The organism is Nonomuraea sp. NPDC050536 (assembly GCF_044457685.1).
Classification (GTDB): Bacteria; Actinomycetota; Actinomycetes; order Streptosporangiales; family Streptosporangiaceae; genus Nonomuraea.
This window is the reverse complement of sequence record NZ_JBITHD010000001.1, coordinates 990,323-1,014,522: the sequence shown is the minus strand read 5'-3', so window position 1 is coordinate 1,014,522 and position 24,200 is coordinate 990,323. Positions and strand designations below refer to the sequence as shown.

General features: G+C 71.5%; 20 protein-coding genes. 8 read left to right on the top strand and 12 right to left on the bottom strand.

The genetic code is table 11. The features are described from left to right. Positions 1–208: 208 nt before the first annotated feature. Positions 209–1,450, top strand: coding sequence for an esterase/lipase family protein (locus ACIBHX_RS05015; RefSeq protein ID WP_397064313.1), 1,242 nt, complete (start codon positions 209–211; stop codon positions 1,448–1,450). A gap of 122 nt (positions 1,451–1,572) precedes the next feature. Here ACIBHX_RS05015 and ACIBHX_RS05010 read toward each other — a convergent pair whose 3' ends face one another. Further along, on the bottom strand, positions 1,573–2,193 hold the full coding sequence (locus ACIBHX_RS05010) for a DUF998 domain-containing protein (protein ID WP_397064311.1): 621 nt from the start codon (positions 2,191–2,193) through the stop codon (positions 1,573–1,575). A 73-nt stretch (positions 2,194–2,266) separates the two neighbouring features. On the opposite strand from ACIBHX_RS05010, the gene ACIBHX_RS05005 reads away from it, so the two are divergent. Beyond that, complete coding sequence (locus tag ACIBHX_RS05005; RefSeq protein ID WP_397064309.1) at positions 2,267–2,743, top strand: MarR family winged helix-turn-helix transcriptional regulator; 477 nt, start codon at positions 2,267–2,269, stop codon at positions 2,741–2,743. Positions 2,744–2,918: 175 nt separating this feature from the next. Here ACIBHX_RS05005 and ACIBHX_RS05000 read toward each other — a convergent pair whose 3' ends face one another. The 3 genes from ACIBHX_RS05000 to ACIBHX_RS04990 are packed head-to-tail and all read right to left on the bottom strand — an operon-like array spanning position 2,919 to position 5,363. Continuing rightward, positions 2,919–4,007 carry a magnesium and cobalt transport protein CorA gene (locus tag ACIBHX_RS05000; RefSeq protein WP_397064307.1) on the bottom strand — a complete coding sequence of 363 codons (1,089 nt, stop codon included), beginning with the start codon at positions 4,005–4,007 and terminating at the stop codon, positions 2,919–2,921. 10 nt (positions 4,008–4,017) lie between these two features. Further along, positions 4,018–4,494, bottom strand: a complete 477-nt coding sequence (locus ACIBHX_RS04995; protein WP_397064305.1) for a nuclear transport factor 2 family protein — start codon at positions 4,492–4,494, stop codon at positions 4,018–4,020. Beyond that, positions 4,494–5,363, bottom strand: coding sequence for an amidohydrolase family protein (locus tag ACIBHX_RS04990; RefSeq protein WP_397064303.1), 870 nt, complete (start codon positions 5,361–5,363; stop codon positions 4,494–4,496). Before ACIBHX_RS04990 ends, ACIBHX_RS04995 begins: the two co-directional genes overlap by 1 nt. A 21-nt stretch (positions 5,364–5,384) precedes the next feature. Here ACIBHX_RS04990 and ACIBHX_RS04985 point away from each other — a divergent pair, with 21 nt between their 5' ends. The 3 genes from ACIBHX_RS04985 to ACIBHX_RS04975 are packed head-to-tail and all read left to right on the top strand — an operon-like array spanning position 5,385 to position 9,217. Further along, a complete protein-coding gene (locus ACIBHX_RS04985; RefSeq protein WP_397064301.1) occupies positions 5,385–5,759 on the top strand; it encodes a YbaB/EbfC family nucleoid-associated protein in 375 nt (124 codons plus the stop codon). Beyond that, positions 5,756–6,040: a hypothetical protein gene (locus tag ACIBHX_RS04980; protein ID WP_397064299.1), complete on the top strand. Its 285-nt coding sequence runs from the start codon at positions 5,756–5,758 to the stop codon at positions 6,038–6,040. Before ACIBHX_RS04985 ends, ACIBHX_RS04980 begins: the two co-directional genes overlap by 4 nt. Positions 6,041–6,043: 3 nt before the next feature. After that, positions 6,044–9,217 carry a hypothetical protein gene (locus tag ACIBHX_RS04975; RefSeq protein WP_397064298.1) on the top strand — a complete coding sequence of 1,058 codons (3,174 nt, stop codon included), beginning with the start codon at positions 6,044–6,046 and terminating at the stop codon, positions 9,215–9,217. On the opposite strand, the gene ACIBHX_RS04970 is transcribed toward ACIBHX_RS04975, so the two are convergent. After that, positions 9,201–11,213, bottom strand: a complete 2,013-nt coding sequence (locus ACIBHX_RS04970; protein ID WP_397064297.1) for a WD40 repeat domain-containing protein — start codon at positions 11,211–11,213, stop codon at positions 9,201–9,203. The two genes, ACIBHX_RS04975 and ACIBHX_RS04970, sit on opposite strands and share 17 nt — an antisense overlap. A 46-nt stretch (positions 11,214–11,259) precedes the next feature. Here ACIBHX_RS04970 and ACIBHX_RS04965 point away from each other — a divergent pair, with 46 nt between their 5' ends. Together ACIBHX_RS04965 and ACIBHX_RS04960 are read left to right on the top strand one after the other, a co-directional pair. Continuing rightward, the gene (locus ACIBHX_RS04965; RefSeq protein ID WP_397064296.1) at positions 11,260–11,958 is read left to right on the top strand and encodes a M50 family metallopeptidase; all 699 of its coding nucleotides are present in this window, start codon (positions 11,260–11,262) and stop codon (positions 11,956–11,958) included. 46 nt (positions 11,959–12,004) lie between these two features. Continuing rightward, positions 12,005–13,552 carry a serine/threonine-protein kinase gene (locus ACIBHX_RS04960; RefSeq protein ID WP_397064295.1) on the top strand — a complete coding sequence of 516 codons (1,548 nt, stop codon included), beginning with the start codon at positions 12,005–12,007 and terminating at the stop codon, positions 13,550–13,552. An 88-nt stretch (positions 13,553–13,640) separates the two neighbouring features. Here ACIBHX_RS04960 and ACIBHX_RS04955 read toward each other — a convergent pair whose 3' ends face one another. The 7 genes from ACIBHX_RS04955 to ACIBHX_RS04925 all read right to left on the bottom strand — a co-directional run bounded on the left by ACIBHX_RS04955 (position 13,641) and on the right by ACIBHX_RS04925 (position 22,871). Further along, on the bottom strand, positions 13,641–14,582 hold the full coding sequence (locus tag ACIBHX_RS04955; protein ID WP_397064294.1) for a winged helix DNA-binding domain-containing protein: 942 nt from the start codon (positions 14,580–14,582) through the stop codon (positions 13,641–13,643). 5 nt (positions 14,583–14,587) lie between these two features. Continuing rightward, positions 14,588–16,681 carry a transglutaminaseTgpA domain-containing protein gene (locus tag ACIBHX_RS04950; protein WP_397064292.1) on the bottom strand — a complete coding sequence of 698 codons (2,094 nt, stop codon included), beginning with the start codon at positions 16,679–16,681 and terminating at the stop codon, positions 14,588–14,590. After that, positions 16,678–17,874: a DUF58 domain-containing protein gene (locus ACIBHX_RS04945; RefSeq protein ID WP_397064290.1), complete on the bottom strand. Its 1,197-nt coding sequence runs from the start codon at positions 17,872–17,874 to the stop codon at positions 16,678–16,680. Before ACIBHX_RS04945 ends, ACIBHX_RS04950 begins: the two co-directional genes overlap by 4 nt. Then, positions 17,875–18,855 (bottom strand): AAA family ATPase, encoded by a 981-nt coding sequence (locus ACIBHX_RS04940; protein WP_397064288.1) that lies wholly within the window; start codon positions 18,853–18,855, stop codon positions 17,875–17,877. Positions 18,856–18,868: 13 nt separating this feature from the next. Next, on the bottom strand, positions 18,869–21,022 hold the full coding sequence (locus ACIBHX_RS04935) for a fibronectin type III domain-containing protein (RefSeq protein WP_397064286.1): 2,154 nt from the start codon (positions 21,020–21,022) through the stop codon (positions 18,869–18,871). A 110-nt stretch (positions 21,023–21,132) separates the two neighbouring features. Continuing rightward, positions 21,133–22,365: a hypothetical protein gene (locus ACIBHX_RS04930; RefSeq protein WP_397064284.1), complete on the bottom strand. Its 1,233-nt coding sequence runs from the start codon at positions 22,363–22,365 to the stop codon at positions 21,133–21,135. Then, entirely contained in the window at positions 22,362–22,871 is a 510-nt protein-coding gene (locus ACIBHX_RS04925) for a SigE family RNA polymerase sigma factor (RefSeq protein WP_397064283.1), read from the bottom strand. Before ACIBHX_RS04925 ends, ACIBHX_RS04930 begins: the two co-directional genes overlap by 4 nt. Before the next feature lie 127 nt (positions 22,872–22,998). Here ACIBHX_RS04925 and ACIBHX_RS04920 point away from each other — a divergent pair, with 127 nt between their 5' ends. Then, positions 22,999–24,198, top strand: a complete 1,200-nt coding sequence (locus ACIBHX_RS04920; RefSeq protein WP_397064281.1) for a hypothetical protein — start codon at positions 22,999–23,001, stop codon at positions 24,196–24,198. The last annotated feature ends 2 nt before the right edge of the window (positions 24,199–24,200 follow it).

The window sequence follows — 24,200 nt, the reverse complement described above, 5'->3', positions numbered from 1 at the left end:
TGCAACATAGGTGGCCGGCAACGACCTTGTCGACGCATTTCCCGTGGGCCGCACGGGGTCCGTGCGGGCCGGGCGCTGTGACGTCCTGGTACGGCGGGCCGTACAGGGCCGTGAGGGTGGTGGCGACATGGGGGTATGGGGGCGCGTCACATTGACTCCCGGGGCTGGATCGAGCGAACTAGAGCCATCCGAACCTTGTGGAGGTCTGATGAGACGACGTGCGTGGAGCCGCGTGGCCGCGGCCCTGGTGTTAGCCGCCGGAATGCTGGTCACGAGGCCGGCCGCCGCGACGGCGTCGGTGACGCTGGAGGCCTCCTACACCTCCGGCCTGGAGAACGGGTGGGCGCTGGTCGAGCGCTACAAGGACAACTCCACGGGATTCCAGACCGAGACCTATCCGCCCGACGGGCGTGGTGATCACGCGGGGCAGACCAAGAGGCTGTTCGGCGACGTCGCCCGGCCGCACTCCTCGCGCTACCTGCTGTACCACGCGCCGGGCTGGCAGACGGGCGCCAAGGCCACCCCCGTGCTGCTGGTGCACGGTGCCAACCAGAACGCCGACCTGGCCTGGGCCAACCCCAACGCCAAGGGGTCGTACGGCTGCGGCCAGGCCAGCTGCCCCACCACCGGGCTCATGCAGTACCTGTCCGGGCAGGGGTACAAGGTGTTCGCGATCGGCTTCCCGCATGTCACGGGCGACGGCTACTACTGGGCGGAGCAGATCCACGACGCCGTCGCCACGATCAAGGCGAAGACCGGAGCGTCGCAGGTGGACGTGATCGGCTGGTCGAAGGGCGCGTTCAACGCGCGCATGTACGTCTCGTCGCTGCGCAAGTCCTGGGGCACGGCCTATGCGGGCGACGTCAGGAAGCTGGTCCTCCTCGGCGGGCCGAACAAGGGCTTCGACTGGGGTTACCGCCACGGCTGGACCCACGATTTCGCGATATTTCCGGAATGTGGGGGGTCGTTGAACGCGCCCGCGCCCCACTCCCAGATGGTCTGCTACGGCCTGTGGCGCAACCATCCCGAGCTGAGCTACGAGGGCGACGCCTACCCGGGCTCCGACGACATGCTCTACCGCTGGGACGACGTCTATCCGCTGCCCACCACCGAGCAGGACTGGTACACCACCTACTACGGCGGGACCGGCTTCTACACCGCCGGCCGCGGGATCCAGTGGGCCATCGACAGGGGCTCGCTGGTGCGGCCCCTCATCGACGCGGGCACTCCGTCGAGCGTGCCGGTCTACCAGCTGTGCGGCAACACGCCGGACATGGCGCTGCTGCACAACGAGCACACGGGCCCGTCGGACGGCGCCGTCTTCGTGGCCAGCTGCACCGCGCCCGACGGCATCGCGAACCGGGCCGCCACGGCGACGCTCGCCCTCAACCACCTCAAGCTCGGCTGGGCCGCGTCCGCCATGAGCCAGATCTCCACCTGGCTCGGCTGAGCGGGGTGAACCGATGGAGCCGGAGCGCTCGCGGCAACGGTCTCCGTCGGGTGGCGCGGGGACGGGGTGACGCACGAACCGTCACCCCGCCCCCGCAGCAGCGCGGGAAACTCACGAAACCGTCACTCCGCCTCCGCAGTGCCGCGTCGAGGGGCCGCCGGTCCTTGCCGCCAGGCGACGAAGGCCAGGTAGCCGAAGCCGGTCAGCATCGCAAGGCGCTGGAACAGGCCGGCGGGCGCGGGCGACCACACCCCCGCATGGTCCAGTCCGTTGAGGGTCCCCGCTGCCAGCCAGAAGACGATCACTCCGATTCCGCTGGCCAGGCCGTAAACGCGGTGGAACCGCCGGGAAAAGGCCAGCGCCGCCGCGGCGACGGACAGCACCACGATCGGACCGAGAATGTCGTGCAGGACGCCGTGCCAGGTAGTCCCCGCCGTACTTCCCTCGGGGTTGTACAGACCTGGATCGATCACGAAGAAGCCGGCCAGGACCAGCCCGGCCCCGGCGAGGGTGACCAGTCCCGGCCCCCACCCTCCGACGGTACGGCGCAGCGCCTGGCCGAAGGCGGCGATCAGCAGACCGCTGAGCACGAAACTCGCGATCTGGATCCAGCCTCGGCCGGATAAGGCCAGCTCGCTGATCCAGTGGCGCATCGGGTGGTACCCGGGCCTGATCGCGCCTTCGACCAGCCAGACGAGCGTGAACAGCGCGGTTCCTGCGATCCCGATCAGGCGAGCGGACATCTATCTTCTCCTCTCAGAGTCTGCATGATGCAGATAATGACCTGAGAAGATTATGAGTACGTAAGATGGGTTCATGTCAACACCCGAGCCGGTGACTCCTGCCCGTCGTGACCTCGAAGCCGGCCTCCAAGCCGAGGTGCAACAGGCCATCGCCGACGGAATCCTGCTCCAGCAGGCCGCAGCGGACCGCCTCGGTCTGGGCCTGAGTGACTTCAAATGCCTGACCGCCCTGAGCGGAATGGACGCGCCCACAGCGGGGGATGTCGCCACTCACACGGGACTGACCACGGGGGCCGTCACGCGGATGATCGATCGCCTGGAGCGCGGGGGGTGGGTGCGACGTGAGCACGATACCCACGATCGCCGCAAGGTGATCGTGCGCTTGGTGCCCGAGAGGATGACACAGATCGGCCCGCTGTTCGACGGCATGTCGGCGGCGTGGACCCATGCCCTGGCGGAGTACGACGACGATCAGATCGCGATGATGCTCGACCTGTTCCGGCGAATGCGCGTGGTCGCCAGGCAACAGGCGCTCGCCCTCACCGAGTGACAACCGTGAGGCGCAGCGCGTGCAGCACGTGCGCGCCATGGGGTCGCGATCATCTCCGGCCGGACATCACCGCTACCGCCCGTCTCCGCAGGCTGGCGGCTTCCGAGAAGACAGCGACGCGCGTCTGTTTCCCGGATGATCATGAAAAACGTGCTGACCTGCGGATACGTAGCCTTCAGAGCCAGTCGCGGCGTTTGAAGACCGCGTAGAGGACGAGGCAGACCGTGGCCATGAGGACGATGGCGAAGGGATACCCGAGGAGCCATTTGAGTTCCGGCATGTGGACGAAGTTCATGCCGTAGATCGTCCCGACGAGCGTGGGCGCGAAGAGGATGGCGGCCCAGGCGGAGATCTTCTTGACCTCCTCACCCTGCTTGATGCTGGTCTCCGTGAGGGCCTGGGTGACCAGGGTGGAGTTGATGACCAGGATGTCCTGAAGCATCTGACGGAAGGAGGCGACGCGTTCCGAGACGGTGATGGCGTGGTCCGCCACGTCCCGCAGGTAGCTCTGGAGCTCCTGGTTGACCCCGTACTTGGCCGCGCCGAGGATGAAGCCGTCGATCATGCGGATGAGCGGCTGCGTGGCGCGCTGGAACTCGATGACCTCGCCCGACAGCTCGTAGACCCGACGCGAGACCGAGGGGTCGCCGCCGAAGACCTGGGCCTCGATCTCCTCCAGGTCCTTCTGGAGGCCGGCGACCACGGGGGCGTAGCCGTCGACCACCGCGTCCAGGATGGCGTACAGCACGGCCTGGGGACCCTGGCGGAGCAGGTCGGGGTCCGATTCCATGCGTTTGCGCACGGCATGCAGGTCGGGCGCCTCGGCGTGCCGTACCGTGATCACGAAGTTGGGGCCGAGGAAGACGTGCAGCTCGCCGAAGGCGACCTCCTCCACGTCGTCCAGGTAGCGGGCGGCGCGCAGCACGACGAAGAGGGTCTCGCCGTAGCGGTCGGCCTTGGGGCGCTGGGAGCCGACGATGGCGTCCTCGAGGGCGAGCTCGTGGAGTTCGAACTCCTCGCCCAGCTTGACCAGCTCCCACTCCTTGGGGCGGTACAGGCCGATCCAGGCCATGCTGCCCGGCATCTGCTTGAGGCGTTCGAAGGCGTCCGCCAGCGAGCCCGGGTTGTCGACGCGGTGGCCGTCCACGTAGATGGCGTTGTCGATGACGGTCGGCCGGTAGGGGGCCTCCTCGGGGGCCCGCGGGTCCATCGAGTGCTCCGGCGCCTCCTCGCGGGGGGCCGTGATACGCCGGAATCCCTTCATCCTCGCCATGTCAGACCAGCTCGCCCAGCGCCTGGGCGGCGCGGTCGCGGATCGTCTTGCGCCACATGGGGGTCCAGCCGAACACGTATCCGTGCGGCCGCCCGAGCGCCATCTTGGACCAGTTCTTGAAGTCGAAATCGTCGTGGTGACGCACGATCAGTCCGTCCTCGAATCGGAACAGGGCGTCGATCTCGTTGACGACCTGCCGCCCTGTCCTGGAGAAGGTGTAGCGGGCGGTCCAGTGGGCGGTGGCGGAGAAGTCGTCGGCCCGCACGTCGCGGTAGGCGGACGTCAGCCCGCCCTGCACGCCCAGCTGCAGCCGCCACATGGCCATGACCTTGTCGCGTCCCTCCACCTCGGGGAAGACCGGGTCGCCGAAGCTCACGTCGGGGTGGTAGCAGCGCTCCATGGCCGCGTAGTCCGCGCGGCCCAGAGCTTCGTAGAAGGCGCTCACCAGCGCCACGTGCCGATCGTTCACGGTTTCCATCAGATCACGGCCGCACCGTTGTGCCAGCACACGGCCCTGAGCCAGTCGTCTCCGAGCTCAAGCCGGTCGAGCGCGTGCAGCTGGTGCGCGTAGGGGTATGGGATTGTCGGGAAGTCGCTTCCCAGAACCACCTTCCCCGCCAGCCCGAGATCACGCAATGCCGGGCGCAGAGCGGCAGGAAACGGCATGCGCCGCTCGGAGAAGTCGGTGAAGGCCATCGTGGTGTCCAGCATCACCCGCTCGTGGCGCTGGGCCAGCTCGAAGAACGGCTCGTACTCGGGCATGCCGAGGTGCGCGATCACCGCGCGCAGCCGCGGGTGCCGCCGCAGCACCTCGGCCATCGGCCCGGGCCCCACTCCCCCGCCGGGCACGGGCACCGAGCTGGCGTGCACCACCACGGGCACGCCCGCCTCTGCCAGCACGCCCCACACCGGGTCCAGCTCGGGCACGCGCGGGTCGAAGCCGCCCACCTGGAGGTGCACCTTGAAGACGCGCACGCCCTCCGCCAGGGCCTGCCGTACGTAGTCCACGACCCCAGGCTCGGGGTAGAAGGTCGCCGACAGGAGACATTCAGGTGTACGGCGCGCGAAGTCGGCCGCCCACGCGTTCAGGTCTCGCGCCATGTCCGGCTTGTGCGCGTAGGACAGGGCAGGGAAGGAGCGCACGCCCAGTTCGCGCAGCCGTGCCACGCGCTCCTCGACCGGCCACTCGTACTCGATCTTCCATCCGTCGCCCATGAGCGGCCCGCCGTGGTTGAAGTGGTGCCACACCCGCCGTTCCATCCGCTCGGGCAGGAAGTGCACGTGCAGGTCGATCAGCCCGTTCAGTCCCAGCGCGCCCCACCAAGCGGGCACATCCACATCAATCACCCTTTTAGTATGGTTTCCCCCGTGGATGAGTTCACCGCGGAGATCGAGCGGCTCACCGAGGAGTACGCGCGCCAGGCCGCCCGCGTCAAGCAGGCCTACGGCGAGCTGAACGAGCTCGAGGTGACCGCCGAGTCGGGCGACGGCCTGGTGGCGGTGACCGTCGGCGGCAGGGGCCAGGTGCGCGGCATCGAGCTGAATCCCCGGGTCTACCGCAAGGTGTCGCCGTCGGAACTGGCCGAGTCGATCATGGAGCTGATCGACCGGGCCACCGACACGGTGACGGAACGTTCCAGGGAACTACTGGGACCGCTGGTGCCGGACGGCGTGCCGTACGAGGAGCTGTTCGGGCCGGGCGCGGATCTGGACGCGCTGCTGCCGAACCCCGGGGACGCATGACCGAGCCCGGGTATTCCGTCCGCTGGGAGTCGCTGCGGCGGGAGAGCTCCGTGCTGAGGGAGCGGCACGGGGACGCCGAACGGGCGCAGGAGGAGCTGAAGGCGGCGTTCGACCGTGACAGGGGCGCGCTCGGCGGCGACCCGTACGGGGCCGAGCTGGCCAAGAAGCTGCCGGGCATCGAGCGGGGCATCTTCGAGGCGTTCGACGCCTATCTCAAGGACCTCGACGACAGCGGTGAGAACCTGCGCAAGGGGTCGGCGGGCTACGAAGCCGCCGAGTGATCCATGGGTTTCGACGGATGCGCGGTGCCGGGATGGCTGCGTCCCTACGTGGACTGGGTCACCGGGATGGCCTGGCCCGAGGGCGACGAGCACGGGTGCTTCAGGATGGCCGACGCGTGCGTGGTGGCCGCGCACCGGGTGGTCGAGGGCACCGTCGCGGCCGATCCGTCGACCGCGCGGCTGATCGGCCACGACTGGGACGGCGCGGCCCAGCAGGCGTTCGCGGTGCACGTCGCCATGACGCTCGGCGGCAAGCAGGCGGAGCTGGTCAAACGGCTGATCGACGCGGCGACCGCGCTGAACGGCGTGGGGCTGACGATCCAGCACGCCAAACGCATGATCACCCTGATCGTGGTGTTCCTGCTGCTGACGCTGCCGCTGCTGATCTGGCGGGCGCCGTGGCTGCTGCGGCCGTTCCTGCAGGTCAACCGGCTGTCGGCGCTGCAGATCGCGAGGAACGCGCGGACCCTCATGACGCTGTTCGCCGGGTTCGGCGGCGGGATGGAGCTGCTGACGCAGGTGACGCAGCTGCTGGGCGGGCGGCGGGACACCCTCGACCAGGAGCAGCTGCTCAGGGCCATCCGCGATGGGGGGATCAACGGGCTGCTGACCGCGTTGCTGGGCGGCGGGCTCGGCAGGCTGGCCACCCCGGCCCTGCGCGCCGGGGTGTCGCGGGCCGAGGCGGCGTTCGCGGAGAAGCTGCTCGCGCTCCTCACCTCCACGGCGCCCGGCCAGATGGCGCAGTTCGCGGTGACGGGCGCGGCCTCCACCGCGCTCAGCATGGCCATCGACGGCCAGCCCCTGGACTGGGACATGATCGTCAAGAGCGGTACGGCCGCCGCACTCGGCGCCGACGGCCATCACCTGTCCGGGCACGACGTGGCGGCGCCGCGGACCGACCTCGCCCACGTGCTCGGCCAAGCCGCCGACGTACACGTCGACCGCCCGCGGGGACACGCGGACGAGCACTCCCTGACCGCCAGCTGGAACAGCGGGGTGGTGCACCACCAGACGATCGCCCACAACTCCAAGGCGGGCACCGACGCGCGGATCACCCTGCTCCAGCTCCACGACGGCACGTGGGCCGTGCACAAGGAGCTCGTCAGCACCGAGGCTCGGGACGCCGAGTACTACGGTGCCAAGCTCAAGCGAGTGGCGGGCGCGGACGTCCCGCCCGTGATCAGGGTGGGCGACCGCGCCGTGGTCGTCGGCTGGGCGGACGGAACCCACCTGCGCGTCCCGTGGGACGGGAACACCTGGCACGCCAACGGGCACGAGCGGACCGCGAGCGGGGTCAGGACGGGGCTGGCCTACGCGCTCACCCTCGATCACGACGGCAAGCCCGCGCAGATCAGGATCGGCGAGCACGGCCAGGTCAGGAGCTTCGACCACGACATGGCCTTCCGCGGGCTCCTGCCCGACGACAAGAACCCGTTCGTGCGGACGTTCTTCCACGACGGCGCCTTCGTCGACAACCCGCTCACCCCCGGCGACGTCGCCCAGGTCCGCGCTCAGATGGCGGGATTCGAGGCGCAGATGCGGGCCGACCACCGCGGCCAGTGGTTCGACAACGCCAGTACCGCGCTCGAGCACATCGAGCGGCACGCCAAGGGCACGACGCCGGTGTTCGGCCTGCCGCCGAACGCCCCCGTCCACTTCCCGCCCGGAGCCCACCAGCCGACACCGCACGTCCCGCAGCCGCGCAGCGCCGACCTCAACCCGGACACGCGCGAGCCGCTGCTGGCCCAGCACGGCCTCGATGACCGCGGCGAGCTGGCGGGCAGGCTGTCCCACACGATCGATCCCGCCCATGCCGCGGTCCCCGCCCAGTGGGCGCAGGAGCGGCGGCACGTGCCGCCGGTCAGGCTCGAGGACCCCTTCGGCATCCCCATCAGAACCCTGGACAAGCGGCAGCTGCTCGTCCCTGGCGAGCACGGTCGCCACCACTGGGTGACCGAGCTGACCGTGACACTGAAGTACCGCACCGACCGAGGGGTGGGGCCGCATGAGCTGGCCCGCCTGATGTCCGACGCGATGGACGGCGTCGACCTGTACTTCAACTACCAGCACCGGCTGCCCGACGGCTCCCAGTTGCACGTCCGGCTGGCCTTCGAGGAGGCCCCGCCCGGCGGAGGACCGTACGACCACCTGCGGATCTCCCCGGGTTCCGGCAGGTCGATGGCCGGGCGCTGGTACGTGGACACGCTGCCCGTCGTCCACGCGCACGAGCTGGGTCACCTGCTCGGCCTGCGGGACGAGTACCGCGACGCCCGTTTCCCCGAGCGCAGGACGATGACCTCGCCGGGGACGCGGGCGACCAGGTCCCTGATGGCGGGCCCCTACACGATGCAGTGGTCGAGCGGCCATCTCGTGGTGGACCACCTGGGGAATCCGGTGCTCGCGCCGCTCGCGCCCCGCGACGCGCACCTCGAGGTGATCGCCGGATTCCTAGGTGAGGGCGGCGAATTCCTCCCGCCCTCCGCGCCGCCGCTGCCGCGCGGGCAGGTCCACACGCAGGGGCGATTCGACCTGGCGGGCGACCGGCTGGTCGCACCCGGCACGGTCTCGTCGCGGTTCACGGACTTCGGCACGCACGGCCTGGCGGACGTCCGGCTGATGGACAGGACCGCGGCGATCTTCGGCGGCGACTCGCCCGCCCTCACCAGCCACCACTCGGACTTCACGCGCGCCCTGGTCGAGACGGCCCAGCATTTCTACGGTCCGGGCGCCGACACCATGATCCGGCTCAACGACCTGGCCAGGCTCAGGGATCTCGCGTTCCTGCTCGGAGCGGAACCCGGTCGCGCGCTGCCGGGCCCGGACTTCTTCACCGCGCGGCTGCGGGAGGTGTTCGGCGGGGGCGCGGTGGAGCCGCGCGCCGTCGAGGGACTGGCGAGGATGGCGGAATGGATCACCGAGACCGGCGATCGGCTCCCGTCCGAGCCGGGGGTGGGCACCCTGCACCGGGTCGCAGGGCGCCTCCTCGGCCAGTCGCCGTGGCCGGAGGTCACGCACCGCGCGGCGCACCTGTTCTCGGACGCCGCCGAGCGCTCCCCCGACCTCGCCGAGGGCCGGGGCACCGTGAACTACCCGGCCGCCGGCGCCCGCCTGCAGGCCCACGCACCCCGCGGCACCACCGCGGACGCCCTCGCCTGGGCCGCTAATCGAGGTGGATGAGCCCGTCGGGGCCGCCCGCGTGCAGGACGCCGGACTCGACGGTCAGTGCCAGGACCGGGCCCTGAAGCCGGTGCTCGCCGAGGAGGGTCCGGTCGCTCACGCGCCACGTGCGCACCCTGCCGTCGTCGAACCCGGCCGCGAGCATGTCGCCGTCCAGGCACAGCGAGCGCACCGTGCCCGGGTTCCCGCGCAGCAGCGCGACCCGCTCGCCGGTCCCCGCATCCCAGATCGGAACGTTCCCGTCGGAGCTGCCTGAAGCGATCACCCGGCGGCCCTCGATCGTGCCCAGGGCCAGCGCGTACACGGGCAGCGCGTGGGCGACCGCGGACACGCCGGCACGACCGGTGGCCCCGTCCCACACGCGGACCGTCCTGTCGTACCCGCCGGAGACGATCAACCCGCCGCCCGCCACGACCGCGGTGACCCCGCCCGCGTGCCCGGTCATCCTGCGGTACGGCAGGCCGGAGCGCGCATCCCACGTCCGCACGTACCCATCAGCGCCGCCCGAGACGAGCACGCCGCCATCGAGGGCCAGCGCGTGCACCGGCCCGCCGTGCGGCGTCGGCACGGCGATCACGCCGAGCCCGGGAAGCTCGTGGACGCGGACGGTCCCAGTGTCGGTGCCGCAGACGAGCCGGTCGTCCCCGGCGAAGGCCAGCCCGGTCACCGCCCCATCCGGCCAGGCCGCCTCGCCCATCGGTTCGCCGGAGCGCAGGTCGAACAGCCGGACCGTGCCGTCGTGGAACCCGGCCGCCACCAGGTCCCCCCGGGTCGCCACGGCGCGCGCCACCTGGCCGTCGGAAAGGGTGAGTAGGAGCCGGCCGCGCACGTCCCACACCCGGACCGCGCCGCCGCCCGTGACCAGGACCTGCTCGCCGCAGGCCAGCCCAGCCGGCCACGCGTCCTGCGCGCTCCAAACCCTGGCCGGGTCACCGGTGAACGGGTCCCAGGTGCGCACGGTGCCGTCGAACGAGCAGGAGGCCAGCATCGGCCGGTCCGCGGTGAGGAACGCCAGCCCGGTCACGCCCGCCCCGTGTCCCGCCAGGACCCGGGGCTGGTCCCCTGCCTGGTCCCAGACCCGGATGAGCCCGTCGGGCCCGGTGCCGGCGACGAGTCCGCCCGAGGCGGCCACGGCGGTGACCCAGCCGGGTCCGCGGTCGAGCTCGCGGTCACCCGCCCGCACGACGCCGTCGTCGCCGCCCGTGACCAGGCCGTCCGCCGTGACGGCCAGCGCGTTGACCGTGCCCGGCGCGCTCGGGGCGCCGTCCGGCCAGGATCGGACGCATCCCGTGCCCGCCGAGCAGATCCGGTCGCCGTCGGCCGCCACCGCCCACACCGGGCCACCGTGCCCCGTCCTGTCGTGCAGCCGCTTGCGTGACTCCGCGTCCCAGACCCTGATCACGCCGTCGTCCCCCGCGGCGGCGACCAGGTCACCGTCCACTGCCACGGCTCTGACGGGGGAGCTCACGGCAGCCAGCGGTCCTGGCCGCTCGCCGTACAGGCTCAGCGTGCCCTGGGCGCGCGCCACCGCCAGCACGGGCCCTGGGCCGAACGCGGCGGCCTCCGGGCGGCCGAGCGGGGCGTCCGGCGTGAGCTTGGCGGAGCGGTGGGCGATCCGCGGCAGCAGGTCGGGCGCGGTCCGCTCCACACCGGAGGCGACTTGGACGACCAGCGCGTCCAGGATGCGGAAGGCCTCCGCCAGACCGGCCGCCGCGGCGTCGTCCCAGGCGATCGCGATCTCCCCGGCCGGCTCCTGATCGATCATCGCCAGCTCGCGCAGCACCGCCCCCGCGGGGGCCGGCGCCGTGCGCACCTCGGGGAAGCCCGCATCGCGGAGCGCGGCCAGCAGGCGTGGCCACACCACCGGGTCGAGCCGCGCCGACCACGACTCGACGCCCTCGCCCCGCACGCGGTCAAGCCGGGCACGGCCGTCCTGCCACACCGTGAGCAGCACCGGCGGGCTCAGCTCACCGCCGAGACGATAGTGGACAGGCATCCTGGCACCCTACACAGGCGCGTCCGGGCGGATAGGGTCTCCCTCGATGGACAAGCTCTGGGCTCATTTGGTCAAGGTTCAGCCCGCGCCGGAACCCTGGGTGGTCGGCGTGGCCGCGCTGGTGGCGTTAGCGGTCGTGGGCTTCACCACGCCGTGGCACCTGAGCCGCGGCCTGATCACGATCGCGCACGAGGGCGGCCACGCCCTGATGGCGCTGCTGACGCGGCGCAAGCTGGAGGGCATCCGCCTGCACTCCGACACCTCGGGCGTGACCCTGACCAGGGGGCGGCCGACCGGTCCCGGGATGGTGCTGACCGCGCTGGCCGGCTACCTGGCCCCGTCGCTGCTCGGGCTCGGCGCCGCCTGGCTGACCTCGGAGGGGCGGATCACGCTGCTCATCTGGGCGGTGCTGCTGTTCCTGGTCTGCATGCTGCTGCTGATCCGCAACCTGTACGGCGCGCTGATCCTGCTGGCCACCGGCGGCGCCGTCTTCGCGCTCTCGATGTACGCGCCCGGCAGGATCCAGCAGATGGTGGCGTTCCTGGCGGTGTGGTTCCTGCTGTTCGGCGGCGTGCGGCCGATCATCGAGCTGCAGCGCAAGCGGTCCAGGCGGCAGGCCCGCGACTCCGACGCCGACCAGCTGGCCCGGCTGACGATCCTGCCCGGCGGCTTCTACGTGTTCTTCTTCCTGCTGGTCGCGGCCGCCTCCGTGGCCGCAGGCGCTTACCTCATGAATCCGCTCTAAAGTCCGAAAAATCACACTAAACTCGCCCGTGACAGGGGGGAGTGCTGTGCTGCCAGTCGAGGACACGCCTGGCTACCGGGTGCTCGATCAGGCCGGACAGGGTGGATTCGCCGTCGTCTACCGCGCCTACCAGGAGCGCCTCGACCGGGTCGTCGCGCTCAAGGTGCTGTCGGTGGACAGGGTGGACCAGCGCACCATGCGCAGGTTCCAGCGCGAGCTGCAGCTCACCGGGCGGCTGACCGGCCACCCGAACGTGGTGACCGTGTTCGACACCGGTGTCACCCGCAACGGCAAGCCGTACATCGCGATGGACTTCTTCGAGAACGGCTCGCTGCGCGACAAGGTGCGCAGGGAGGGTCCGCGGCCCGTGCCCGAGGTGCTGCGCGCGGGCGTGAAGCTGGCCGGCGCGCTGGCGGCGGTGCACGAGGCGGGGGTCCTGCACGGCGACATCAAGCCGCAGAACATCCTCATCTCCCGGTACGGCGAGCCGGCGATCGCCGACTTCGGCGTGGCCCGCGTGGTCGACTCCTCCGAGGTGTCGGCCATGGCGCAGGCCTTCACCCCGCTGCACGCGGCGCCGGAGGTGCTCAACGGGCAGCCGCACTCGGTCTCCAGTGACATCTACTCGCTCGGCTCGACGCTGTACCACCTGCTGGCCGGGCAGCCGGCCTTCCACAGCCCGACGGATCCGTCGATCGCGCTGGTGATGTACCGGGTGCTGAGCACCGAGCCGCCGCCGCTGAACCGCGCGGACGTGCCACCGGTAGTGTTCGAGGCGATCCTGCGGGCGATGGCCAAGCAGCCGGAGCAGCGCTACGGCTCGGCGCGGGCGTTCGCGCAGCGGCTGCAGCAGGTCCAGGGCGAGCTCGGGCTGCCGGTCACCGACCTGGTGGGCCAGGATCCTGGCCCGGGTCCTGCCATGTCCACGGTGCCGCGCACACGTCCGGAGGCCGAGCCGCAGATCGGCATTTCGACGGGCGCCCAGCTCCCGCCCCCGGCGCCCCCGGTGAGGCATCCGGTCGATCCGTGGGTGAACAACGGTCCCGCCTATCCCCCGGCGCTCGACCACACGCCGGAGACCGTCGAGCCCCACCCCGGACCGCCGCTTCCCGTGCGCCCGCAGTCGCGGCTCGGGGTACGGCTGGCCATCGGCGCCTCGGTGGGCGTGGTCGCGATCGCGGGAGCGGGCTTCGCCGTCTACCTGTCGCGGCAGAACGCCTCGCACACGCCGAACCCCCCGGCGGTGTCGAACCAGCCGCAGAAGACCGTGCCCGCCTCCATCGACGAGCGGATGATCGCCTCGCTGGCGCCGCGCAACGTGCGCGTGGCCGACAAGGGCCGGATCGTGGAGCTGCGCTGGAGGCTGCCCGCCAACGCCATGCGCTACCCGGTGGTGCTGCAGCGCTCCCCGGTCAACCCGGGCGAGCAGCCGATCACTCCGCTCCCCCAGGGCACCACCTCGACCAAGGTCGCGGGCTTGGATCCAAACAAGGGCTACTGCTTCCTGATCGGCGTGCCGCTGCAGATCTCCAAGAACAGCACGGTCTCCTGGTCCAAGCCCGCCTGCATCAGGGGCGCGGTCACCACAGGCTAGTTCCACTGTGCGGCACCCGGTCCGATGCGGCGATGGCAGGGTGGCGGCGGCCGATTCCGGGAGGCCGCTCGGGGTTATCCCGACGTGGCTACCTGAGGAAGCGGGCGACGTCGTCGATCTCCGCCTGGAGGTCGGGCAGCAGCCCGTCGTCGAACGGGGTGACGGTGACAGCGTTGCCCCTGCGTCCCCAGGTGCCCCGGATCACGCCGTCGACCAGCACCACCGGGCGCAGGATGCCGCCTCCGGGGAACACCTTCCGCGCGTGTCCTGGCTCGAGGATGGGGTCCCTGCTCTTCCAGCCGAGCAGGTACTCGTCGAACGACGGTGCCAGCCGTACCACCTGCTCGTGGACGGGGTCGTACGGCGGTGCGCCGGCCCAGGCTGCGCGGGCGTCCCCGAGCGACAGGCCCGACCAGGCGGCCAGGTCCTCGGGGGCGGCGTCGGCGTGCGCGCGGCGGTAGCGGACGCCCAGCTCGGTCAGGGCCCGCCCGCTGTCCTGCTCGAAGACGATCGGCGCGCCCAGCCAGTCGGCGGCGTGCACGTAGGTGGGCTTGCCGCCGCGGAGCGGCCCCAGCACGGCCTTCCCGTAGGAGGCGGCCAGCGCCACCAGGTGCACGATCCCCTGCCCTGTGGCCCTGCCCTTGAGCCGTTCCTCCAGCTCGGCCTTGGTGAGCGGCCCCTGCCCCTCCAGCGCCCGGTCGATCAGCCCGGGCAGGTCGTCGCCGGTGACGCCTTCCTCGGCCAGGCGGCGCAGCGCCCCGCTACGGCGAGCCGTCAGCGCCAGCAGCCACGGCAGGTCGTCGGCGTGCACGAAGTGCAGTGTCCCGCGCGGACCCCAGGCCCGCACGATCTCGCGTGCCTGCCAGGCCGCCTCGATGTCCGCGACGGTGAGCGTGGCCGACCGTGCGCGGAACGCCAGGCGGGCCGACGGGACGTCCTGCGCCTGCACTGCCAGCAGGTGACGGACGATCTCCCCCGCGCCCAGGCCCGGCGGGCGGTGCAGGAGCTGGGCGGCCAGCCTGGTTCTCATAGGCGTCATTTCAGCAGAAGCCGTCGGCGCAGGCGGTGCTTGAGCGGGGTCTGGCGGCGGACGGCGACCCGGACGGCGTCGCTGCGCCGCCAGGCCTCGTCGGCCGCCTCGGTGGCCACGTCCTCGGGCGCGTACCGCACGAAGTTTGAAATATCGGCCAACGGCTGCAGGTGGGTGGATATGTCGCCCGGGTGGCGGGCGACCACCTCCTCGGCGGTCAGCGCGTTCTGCTCTTTCAACCCCAGGTCGTCGCAGGTCTGCTGCCAGGCGCCCAGGGCCCGCTGCTCGGCGCCGGCGACGTTGCGCCGCCTGCGCCGGCGCCACCAGGGCAGCGCGAGCGCCGCCCCGCCGTACACCAGCAGGATCGCGGCACCGGCCGCGGGGGCGATCAGCCACAGCGGCGTGCCACCCGCGGTGTCCTTGGCCTGCGCGCCGACCGGGTGGGAGGAGTCCTTGGGCTTGTTCTCCGTGCCCTGGGTGAACTCGCCCGCCAGCTCCTCGCTCTCCTCGATGGCCGAGGAGACGACGTCGTGGTCGTCCTTGGCGCCGCTGCGGCCCGGCGTCGGGAAGAACGGCCGCCAGCCCAGCTTCTCGAACTTGATCTCCGCCCAGGCCATCACGTGCCCGGACTTGACGTGATAGACGCCGTTGACGGGCTGCCCCGGGCGGAACCCGACGACCACCCGCGACGGAAGTCCCAGCGTGCGCGCCATGAGCGCGTAGGTCGCGGCGAACTGCTCCGACGTGCCGCGGTGCGTGGTCTCCATGAAGAACTCCAGGCCCTTCAGCGAGTGCCCGGGCGGCGCGGTCACGTCGTAGGTGGCGTTCGCGCGCAGGTAGTTCTGCAGCAGGTAGGCCTGCTTGATCGGCACGTCGGCGCCCTTGGTGGCCTGCTGCGCGAGCTTACGGAACAGCGCCTCCTGCGGCCCCGGCGGGAACGTCGTCAGCGACGGGTCGTTGACGGGCGCTGCCGCCAGCAGGTCCGCCCTGGACGGCTGCGCGACCCGCGAGGTCACCTCGTAGCGGAACCCCTTGACCGGTTTGGTGCCCGCCAGCAGCGCCCCGCTCGTCGGGTCCACGGCCAGCCCGTGCACGCCGCTCACCTCGACCGGCCGCTCGGCCGCCGGCAGCCACGTGCCCGGCAACCCGTCGACGGTGATCGTCTGCTGAACGGTCGCCGACCTGCCCGTCCACTCCCCTTCCGGCACGCGCCCGCCCGTCGGCTGGAAGCGCGCGCTGGAGGTCCAGCGCACGCCGTCGTAGTGATCGAGTACGGCCAGCCGCCAGTTGAGCGGCTTGTCCGCCTGCACGGTGAACAGCTCCCGATCCGGGATCTGCAGCCACGCCGATACGCGGTCCAGCGGGCTCACGCTGTCGACGCGGATCGGCGGCGGCAGCTCCACGTTCCGGCGCGGGTTGTACGGCTCGGCCGCGATGGGCAGCAGCGGGCCCACCACGCTTGCGGCGGCCGCGAGCACGGCGGCGGCCGGAGCCCCCGCCAGGAGCCAGCCGGGCGGACGCTCGTCGCGCACCATCGCCAGCGCCGCCACCAGGACCAGGATCGCCGCCGTCGGGACCAGGTTGTCGCCGTCGCCGTCAACGCCAAGCAGCAGCGCCACGCCGTAGACCGCCAGCGCGGGAAGCGCGGCCGCCACCCGGGTCCTGGTGCGGGTCAGCGTCTCGGCGCCGATCACGGCGGCCACCCAGACCAGGGTGTGCGCCAGGATCAGCAGCCTGGGCTCCGGCTGGGCGGGGAGGAGCGTGGTGAGCAGCGCCTGCCAGGAGTTCACCAGGTCGCGGGGCATCGCCGGGTTGACGCCGCCGTAGAGCGGGATCGTCGCGGCGAACCACAGGACCACGTCGAGCACCAGCGCCAGCCACAGCGGCCTGCGCCAGGTGATCGCGGCCACGACCGCGGGCACCGTGGCGGCCGGCGCCACGGTCTTCAGCAGCTCGAGCCCCGGGAACACCCGGTGAAACCCCCACCCCGCGACCCCGGCCACGGCGGCCACCAGCACCAGCCCGACGACCCGCCGCCACGTGGCGTGGGGCGGGGCCGGGTGGGCGGTCGAGGGATTTGTGGTGGGGTCCCAGGTCATCGGGGACTCCAGGCGAGGGGGAGGGCGGGGAGGTCGGGGATGGGGGCCACCGTGACGCCGGGGGCGGTGGGGTGACCGGGGCCGAGGTAGACGCAGATGACGCGGTCGAAACGGCGGCGGACCCCGGCGGCACGGCCCACCTCGGCGGGATCCGCCGTGACCAGGACGAGGGAGCCGCCGCCCCTGGCCACCCTGACGGCCTCCGTGACGCCTGCCGTACCAGAGGTGACCAGGGCGAGACGGTTGAGCACCAGCTCGGCATCGGACTTGGTCTCGGCGAGCAGGCCGTCGCCGGTGATGAGCCGCACGGGGAAGCCCGCGCGGGCCGCCGCGACCGCCACCGACGCGGCGGCGTCGACACCGAGCTCGAAGGCCTCGTAGGCTCCCCCCTCGCCCGCCGATCCCTCTCCCGCCGATCTCGAGGAACCGCGCCCGGACCCGGACGCCTCGCGCGGAGATCCAGGCGTGGCGTCGAGGGTGGAAGGGCTGAGGAGGCGGGTGTCGAGGACGATCGTGGTGGTGGGGAGGCTGGCGTCGATGAGCTGGCGGACCATGAGCGTGCCGGTGCGGGCGCTGGATCGCCAGTGGACGTGGCGGAGGTCGTCGCCGACGACGTATTCGCGCAGCGTGTGGAAGGTGACCGTGCCCGCGGGGGCGTTGTCGCTGGTCGGGCCCTCCAGGTGGTGCGCCCTGCCGGAGGGCGGCACCGGCAGGTCGACCGTGCGCGGGCGCACCAGGAGCGTGGCGGCCTCGCCGTACTCCCTGACCCTGCGGGTGAGGCCGAACGGGTCGGCGCGCACCAGCAGCAGCGGGCCGACGGGGATCTCGCCGCGCACGCCCGTGGGCAGCGGGTAGGAGACCGTGCGCAGGCCGCCCCTGGGCAGGCGGGGCACGTCGACGGTGTGCTCGGCGGCGCCGATGCGGTCGCGGGCGCGCAGGCCGGACAGGCCCGAGCGGCCGAGGTTGCGCACGTGCAGCACCGCGATCGCGGCCTCGCCGCGCGGCACCTTCAGCGGCGTGATCTCGCGGTGCACCTCGAGCCTGGGCCGCGGGGCCGTCCACACCAGCGCGGCGGCCAGCGCGAGGAGGCCGCCGGTGGCCAGCACGACGGGTTCCGGGTAGCCGAGGGCGAAGCCGGCCGCGTAGAGGAGCACGGATCCGGCCAGCGTCCCCCAGCCGAACGGGGTGAGCATCTAGGCCGCCTGCGGCACGGGCATCCCGGTGAGGATCTCGCCCAGCACGTCCCCCGCGCCGATCTCGCGCAGCTCCGCCTCGGGCGTGAGGATCAGCCTGTGCGCGATGACGGGTACGGCGAGCGTCTTGACGTCCTCGGGCACCACGTAGTGCCGTCCGGCGGCGGCCGCCTTGACCCTGGCGGCGCGCAGCAGGGCGAGGCTGCCCCGAGGGCTGGCGCCCAGGCGCAGGTGCGGGCTGGTGCGCGTGGCGGCGCAGAGCGCGACGATGTAGTCGTAGACGGGGTCGGCGACGTGGATCCGGGTGGCGAAGTCGATCATCGCGGCCACGTCGGACGCCCTGGCGACCACCGGCAGCCGGTCGACCTGCGGGCCCGTCGGCATGCCCTTGAGCACCTCGACCTCGGACAGGTGGTCGGGGTAGCCGACGGAGATCTGCATGAGGAAGCGGTCGAGCTGGGCCTCGGGCAGCGGGTAGGTGCCGTCCATGTCGACCGGGTTCTGCGTGGCCACCACCAGGAACGGCCGGGGCACGGGATGCGGTTCGGCGTCGACGGTGACCTGGCGCTCCTCCATGACCTCAAGCAGTGCCGACTGGGTTTTCGGCGAGGCGCGGTTGATCTCGTCGGCGAGCACGATGTTCGCGAAGACCGGCCCGTGGTGGAACTCGAACTTCTGGTGCGCCTGGTTGAAGATCGACACGCCGGTGATGTCGCTGGGCAGCAGGTCGGGTGTGAACTGGATCCTGCGCCACTCGGCGTCCACGCTGGCGGCGATCGAGCGGGCCAGGGTGGTCTTGCCGGTGCCGGGGACGTCCTCGATGAGCAGGTGCCCCTCGGCGAACAGGCAGGTCAGCGCGAGCTCGATGGCCTCGCGCTTGCCGCGGATGATCCTTTCGATGTTCTGGGCCAGCACCTGGAACCGCTGGGCGAACTGAGCGGCTAACTGCTGGTTGTTGTCCTGATAGGTGTACTGGGTCAACTGAGTCCCCTTCTCAGTCGTCACACTCGAACAGCGGACCCCCTGGGAAACCGCCCTTCGGCGTGCCCACCATCGTGTCGTTCATGTAGCCGTTGCCGTACTGGGTCTCGACTCTGTTCCACACGTCGCTGCTTTTCCCCGTCGACGTGTCGGTGTAGTTGGCGCCCTTGACCTGGCAGATCACTGTGAGGGTGATGTACTGGTGCTGCGGGATCTTGCCGCTTTCACCGCTGGGCGACGGTCCCGGGCGGATGATCGTGTTGGTGTCGTCGTTGCTGATGTTCTGGTACTGCTGCTTCGGATACGCCAGGTCCACGTCAGTGGACGCCTCGTCCTGGCTCTCCCCCGCGTCGTTCTTCGCCTTGAGCTTGAAGGAGTACTTGGCGTTGTTCTTCAGGCCGTCGACGGTGAACGACGTGCCCTTGACGCCCTCCTTGGTGGCGGCGCCCGTCAGCGTGTACGTCACTCCGTCGTCAGCGTTGGCGGGCGCGTTCCAGGTCAGCTCGGCACCGTGGTTCTTGGGCTTGGCCGAGAACCCGGACGGCGCGCCCGGCGCCACGCACGGCTTGGCGCTCGCGCTCGGCTCCGACTCGACCTCGCCGCCCGACCAGTGGGCGATCACGGTGAAGGTGTACTCGTGGCCGCAGTCGCCCTTGAACTCGAACTGGAACGGCCCGTTCGCATCCACCGACTGCGGTGTGGTGTCGCCGGATCCGCCCGAGGCCCTGAGCGTGTAGCGCTCGACCTTGCCGCCCGTCGACGGGCTGAAGTGGATCTCGATCTTCCCGGGTCCCGACTTGGCGCTGACCGCGCCCGGGCGGGACGGCGCGCTGGGCGACGGGGTCGGGGTGGGCGACGTGGTCGGCGTCGGAGTCGGGGTCGGAGTGGGTTCGTCGGTCGGCTTGTGCTTCGGCTTCTTCGTGGTCGGGTCCGGGTTCGGGACGTCCGTCGTGGTGGGATCCGGCTCGGCGGTCTTGGTCGGGTCCGGCTTCGACTGGGTGTTGGTGGGGTCCGGCCTGGGCGTCTGCTTGGGCTTGGGCGTGTTCGTGGGGCCGGGGACGTTGGAGTCGTCCTTGACGATGTCGTGCTTCTTGCCCTCGGGGTCGATCACGACGGCCTTGTCGCCGTTCTCGTCGTTGGCCCAGAGCAGGCCGTCCTTGACGAACACGTCCACCGGGCCGGGTTGCTCGGCCACCTGGAGCCTGGTCGGCTGGCCGCCGGCCGCGCTGTCCCACACGATGAGCCCGCCGGTGCTGCGGTCCGGCACGTAGATCTTGGATCCCAGGACCTGCGGGACGCCCAGCGAGCCCGGGTCGTCGACGGCGAACTTGGTGTTGAGGACCGAGTTCGAGGCGGTGTCGATGACGACGAGCAGGCCTGCCGTACCAGGAGCCAGAACGGGGACGAGCGAGCCCTCTGTCGTCGCCGGCGTGAGCACGCCGCCCTTGGCCGCCTGGGCGACCTCCTTGGGCAGGGTGATCTCGCCGATGCCGCCCTCGGAGCCGATGATCGTGGCGGTGGCCGCCCTGGTGTTGACCACGACGGGCAGGCCGCCCGCGACCGTGACCGCGAGCTCCTCGCCCGGGTCGCCGACCTTGACGGGGTTGCCCGCCTCGCTCCTGGTGACGGGGACGACCTCGCCCTTGGCGGTGACGGGGACCCACAGGCGGCCGCCGCCGTCGATGCGGGAGGCGCCCAGCGGGCCCTCCAGCGAGACGGGGTCGCCGATGGAGTTCAGTGTGGCCGGGTCGATCCACTGCACCTTGCCGGCCGGGTCCACCGCGTACGCCGTGGGCCCGGAGACGACTAATTGCAGCCCCGCCGCGCCGAAGTCGCGGGTCTGGGCGACGTTGAGCTGGCTCGGCTCGATCCGGCTGACATATCCGGTGCGGTCGTCGACGAGCAGCACGTTCGAGCCGTCCTGGACGACGCGCAGCTGCTTGCCCGCCTTGGCGTCGAGGTAGCCGTCGACCTCGCCCGACAGGCCGTTGACGTGGACGACCTTGCCCTTGACCTTCGTCCACAGCCACGCGCCGACGTCAGCCAGTTTCGGGTTCGCGCTGGACACGCCCACGCCGAAGACGGCGGCCGCGACCACCAGGACCGCCGCCGCCGTACCCGCGATCACCGCGGTGGCGCGGTCACCTCGGAGCACGCGGATACGCATCCGTCACTCACCCCGTATGTGCGATTACCGTGCGTTTGCCCCCGTTTAACGGGCATCACGATAGCGCCTTGCCGTACCTTCGCGCAGGAGGTACGGCAAGGCCGCTATGTCTAACCAGATATACCGGAAGCGTCCGCCTCGTGTCGCGCGGCCGGGAGCTCCGAGCTGACCGCCGAGGAGACCACGTAGGACTTCAGAAACCGGGACTGCCCCGTGTGGACGTCGACCGCGTAGGCGTGGACGGTCCGCTCCCCGGCGGGGAGTCTGTCGAGTTCCTTGGCCTGGCCCCGATCCATCAGCGCGACGACCATCGGGTACACGTCGACGCGCACGGTGGTCGGGCTGAGCCATCCCCACACGGTCTGCATGGTGCCCTGAGCCTTTTTCATGTTGACGGGCCGCATGGCAGTGAGCGCGAGCCTGACGGGCGAGGTCCAGGTCCCCTGCTCCACGTCCAGGGTGGTGAGCCGGTCCGTGAACGCGTCCCTGCTCGAGTCGGTCAGCCGGGCCAGCATCCGCCCGTCGGCGGACAGCGCACCGCTGTCTATGGTGGAACCCTTCGGTCCCCGCGGAATCGCGACCCTGGAGATCACCTGTCCGTCCAGCCCCAGAGTGACCAGTTCGTCCTTGTTCCTGGTGTCGACGCCCATGACTACCCGGTCGCGGGTGATCACCCGTACGCAGCACCGCTCCTTCAGCCGGGTGCTCGTGCCGGTGGCCAGGTCGACGTAGAGCGCGTGGCTGTCGCCCGTGCCCAGGTCCATGTCGCGGAATGCGACGACGAGCTGGGACCCGTCGGCCGACAGGTTCAGTCCCATGAACCCCACGTCCTCCTTGCGGGGCGGCACGCCGTCCGTCCTGACAGGCCGGACGGATCCGCCGCTCAGGTCGCGCACCACGAGCCGGCGGTCGCTCGCCTCGTAGTAGGCGATGTGGGTGCCGTCCTCGCTGAGCGCCAGCGGCGCGGTCACGGCACTGCTGCCGCCGTTCTTGCTGACGTAGGACCCGAGCGCCTGCGTGACCTGCCACTCCCGTCCGTCGCGGCCCGTCAGCTGCCAGCGCTTGCAGTCCTTGCCACACGAGACCATGCGCGCGTGCGTCATCGGTCCCGCGCCGTGATCGGGCAGCGGGCGGACCTGCGGCGTGACCTCCGTCGCGCGCTCGCGCTGCTGCTGGATGATCGGCACCGCCACGACCGCCAGGGCCGCCGCCAGGGCCGGTGCGACGATCCACCTGGTACGGCGGCGCCGCCGCGTGATCCCGATGGCGCGCTCGGCCAGGCTCGTGGTGGGCTCAGGGGCGTCCTCGGCCAGCGCGGCGAGCGTCGTGCGCAGGCGGGTCATCGGGCCACCTCCTCGGGGTCGAGATCTGTCAGCAGCTCGGGCGCCAGGGCCCGCAGCTTCGACAGGGCATAGCTGGTCTGGCTCTTGACCGTGCCGACCGAGCAGCCGAGCAGGTCGGCCGTCTCCCGCTCGGTGCGGTCCTCGTAGAAGCGCAGGACGATCACGGCCCGCTGCTTGGCGGTCAGCCTGGCCAGCGCGTCCCTGAGCGCGAGTTTCAGATCCACGTCCTGGCCACTGGCCGGCTGGTCGGGCGGGGCCGGGCTGGGTAACTCGGCGTGCCGGAGCCTGCGGCGCCAGGAGATGTGCTCGTTCACCAGCGCGCGGCGGGCGTACGCCTCCGGGTTGCCGTCGGTTTCCAGCCTGTGCCACTTCCGCGCGACCTTCGCCAGGACGCTCTGCAGCAGGTCCTCGGCGAGATGCGGGTCCCCCGTCAGGAGGTAGGCCGTGCGCATCAGCGCGCGTTCGCGGCTGTAGACGAAGGCCCTGAAGCCGTCATGTTCATCCATGCCGCCTCCTCTCGCCCGTTACCAACGCTCCCGCGCACCCCTGAGGTTGGAATCGCCCCGGGCTTTGTCGGTGGGGCTCTGCCGTACCTCGCGATTCTTGTCGGCGCGAGGCCGTACCTTAGACCGCGTGCCTGAAGACCCGTTGACCTTGGACGCGGCGCTCTCCGACGAGGCGGTGCTGTCGACCTACCGCCGGATGTTCGCCGCGCTGGCCCGCGACAGCGGCGCGGTGGTCGACGATCCGGTGCTGGTCGACATCGCCGAGACGCTGTTCGCGGCGTTCGCGGAGGCGGGCGAGGAGTGGCTGACGCACGAGCAGATGCGCTTCGCCTGCCGTGCCTACCCGGCCGACCAGTTCGACAACCGGCTGCGGGTGCTCAAGGGGCTGGGCGCTGTCCGTGAGGTGTTCCCCAAGCCCAACCAGCTGCGCTACCGGGCGTCGTTCACCAGCGTGGTCGGGCTGATGTTCATCAGGCGGATGATGGACGACGGCGGCCAGTCGGAGATGCACCGGCTGCTGGCGCTGGAGGATCTCAACGTCGCCGACCCGCGCACCACGATGGAGGAGGCCCGCCTCTCCGCGGTCAACCTGGCCAGGGCCTTCCGGCTGTGGGCGCTGGAGCTGATCACACTGTCGTCCGGCACCATCGAGGAGCTGCGCGAGCAGGCGCCCAAGCTGTGGGGCACCGAGGAGATCGCGCGGCGGGCGCAGGGGCTGCACGGCACGATCCTGACCCGGTGGCCATCGCTGGACCGGGTGTGCACCGATCTGCGTGCCGCGATCTACGCCTACAGCGACGCCTCCCGCCGTGCGGCCGGGCGCCTGGCCGACTCGGCGGGCACGACGCGCAACCTGACGCTGCTGCCGTCCGAGACATGGCGCACCTTCTCCCAGACGGCCTCCAAGGAGCGGCTCGCCGCGGTCCTCGACGGGTTCGTCTTCGACGCGCCCGCGCCGTGGCATGATCCGGCCGCCATCGTCCGCGCCGTCGACGAGGCTCCACGCCCCGCTCCCGCCCAGCCCGCTCCCCCGCGCTCGGCCCTGCCCGACGCCGGTCCCGCCGACGCCGTCGACCAGTCGGGCGACGCCGCCATGCAACGCCTCACGGCCGTCGCCGAGTCCGCCCTGGGGCCGGAGTCCCGGGTCGCGCTCGCCGAGGTGATCGGCTCCGACTGGGCCTCCACCCGCCGCCTGCTCGCCGACCTCACCACGATCGACCTGCGCCCCGAGCTTCCCTACCGCCTCACCTGGTCCGACGCGCTCACCATCGCCCCCGGCAGCGAGCCCGCCTGGCTCTCCCACGGCTACCTGGAGCGCACCCCATGACC

Coding starts and splice junctions, on each gene's coding strand:
- ACIBHX_RS05015 (WP_397064313.1), top strand. CDS start 209: ATGAGACGACGTGCGTGGAGCCGCGTGGCCGCGGCCCTGGTGTTAGCC.
- ACIBHX_RS05010 (WP_397064311.1), bottom strand. CDS start 2,193: ATGTCCGCTCGCCTGATCGGGATCGCAGGAACCGCGCTGTTCACGCTC.
- ACIBHX_RS05005 (WP_397064309.1), top strand. CDS start 2,267: ATGTCAACACCCGAGCCGGTGACTCCTGCCCGTCGTGACCTCGAAGCC.
- ACIBHX_RS05000 (WP_397064307.1), bottom strand. CDS start 4,007: ATGAAGGGATTCCGGCGTATCACGGCCCCCCGCGAGGAGGCGCCGGAG.
- ACIBHX_RS04995 (WP_397064305.1), bottom strand. CDS start 4,494: ATGGAAACCGTGAACGATCGGCACGTGGCGCTGGTGAGCGCCTTCTAC.
- ACIBHX_RS04980 (WP_397064299.1), top strand. CDS start 5,756: ATGACCGAGCCCGGGTATTCCGTCCGCTGGGAGTCGCTGCGGCGGGAG.
- ACIBHX_RS04975 (WP_397064298.1), top strand. CDS start 6,044: ATGGGTTTCGACGGATGCGCGGTGCCGGGATGGCTGCGTCCCTACGTG.
- ACIBHX_RS04970 (WP_397064297.1), bottom strand. CDS start 11,213: ATGCCTGTCCACTATCGTCTCGGCGGTGAGCTGAGCCCGCCGGTGCTG.
- ACIBHX_RS04965 (WP_397064296.1), top strand. CDS start 11,260: ATGGACAAGCTCTGGGCTCATTTGGTCAAGGTTCAGCCCGCGCCGGAA.
- ACIBHX_RS04955 (WP_397064294.1), bottom strand. CDS start 14,582: ATGAGAACCAGGCTGGCCGCCCAGCTCCTGCACCGCCCGCCGGGCCTG.
- ACIBHX_RS04950 (WP_397064292.1), bottom strand. CDS start 16,681: ATGACCTGGGACCCCACCACAAATCCCTCGACCGCCCACCCGGCCCCG.
- ACIBHX_RS04945 (WP_397064290.1), bottom strand. CDS start 17,874: ATGCTCACCCCGTTCGGCTGGGGGACGCTGGCCGGATCCGTGCTCCTC.
- ACIBHX_RS04935 (WP_397064286.1), bottom strand. CDS start 21,022: ATGCGTATCCGCGTGCTCCGAGGTGACCGCGCCACCGCGGTGATCGCG.
- ACIBHX_RS04930 (WP_397064284.1), bottom strand. CDS start 22,365: ATGACCCGCCTGCGCACGACGCTCGCCGCGCTGGCCGAGGACGCCCCT.
- ACIBHX_RS04925 (WP_397064283.1), bottom strand. CDS start 22,871: ATGGATGAACATGACGGCTTCAGGGCCTTCGTCTACAGCCGCGAACGC.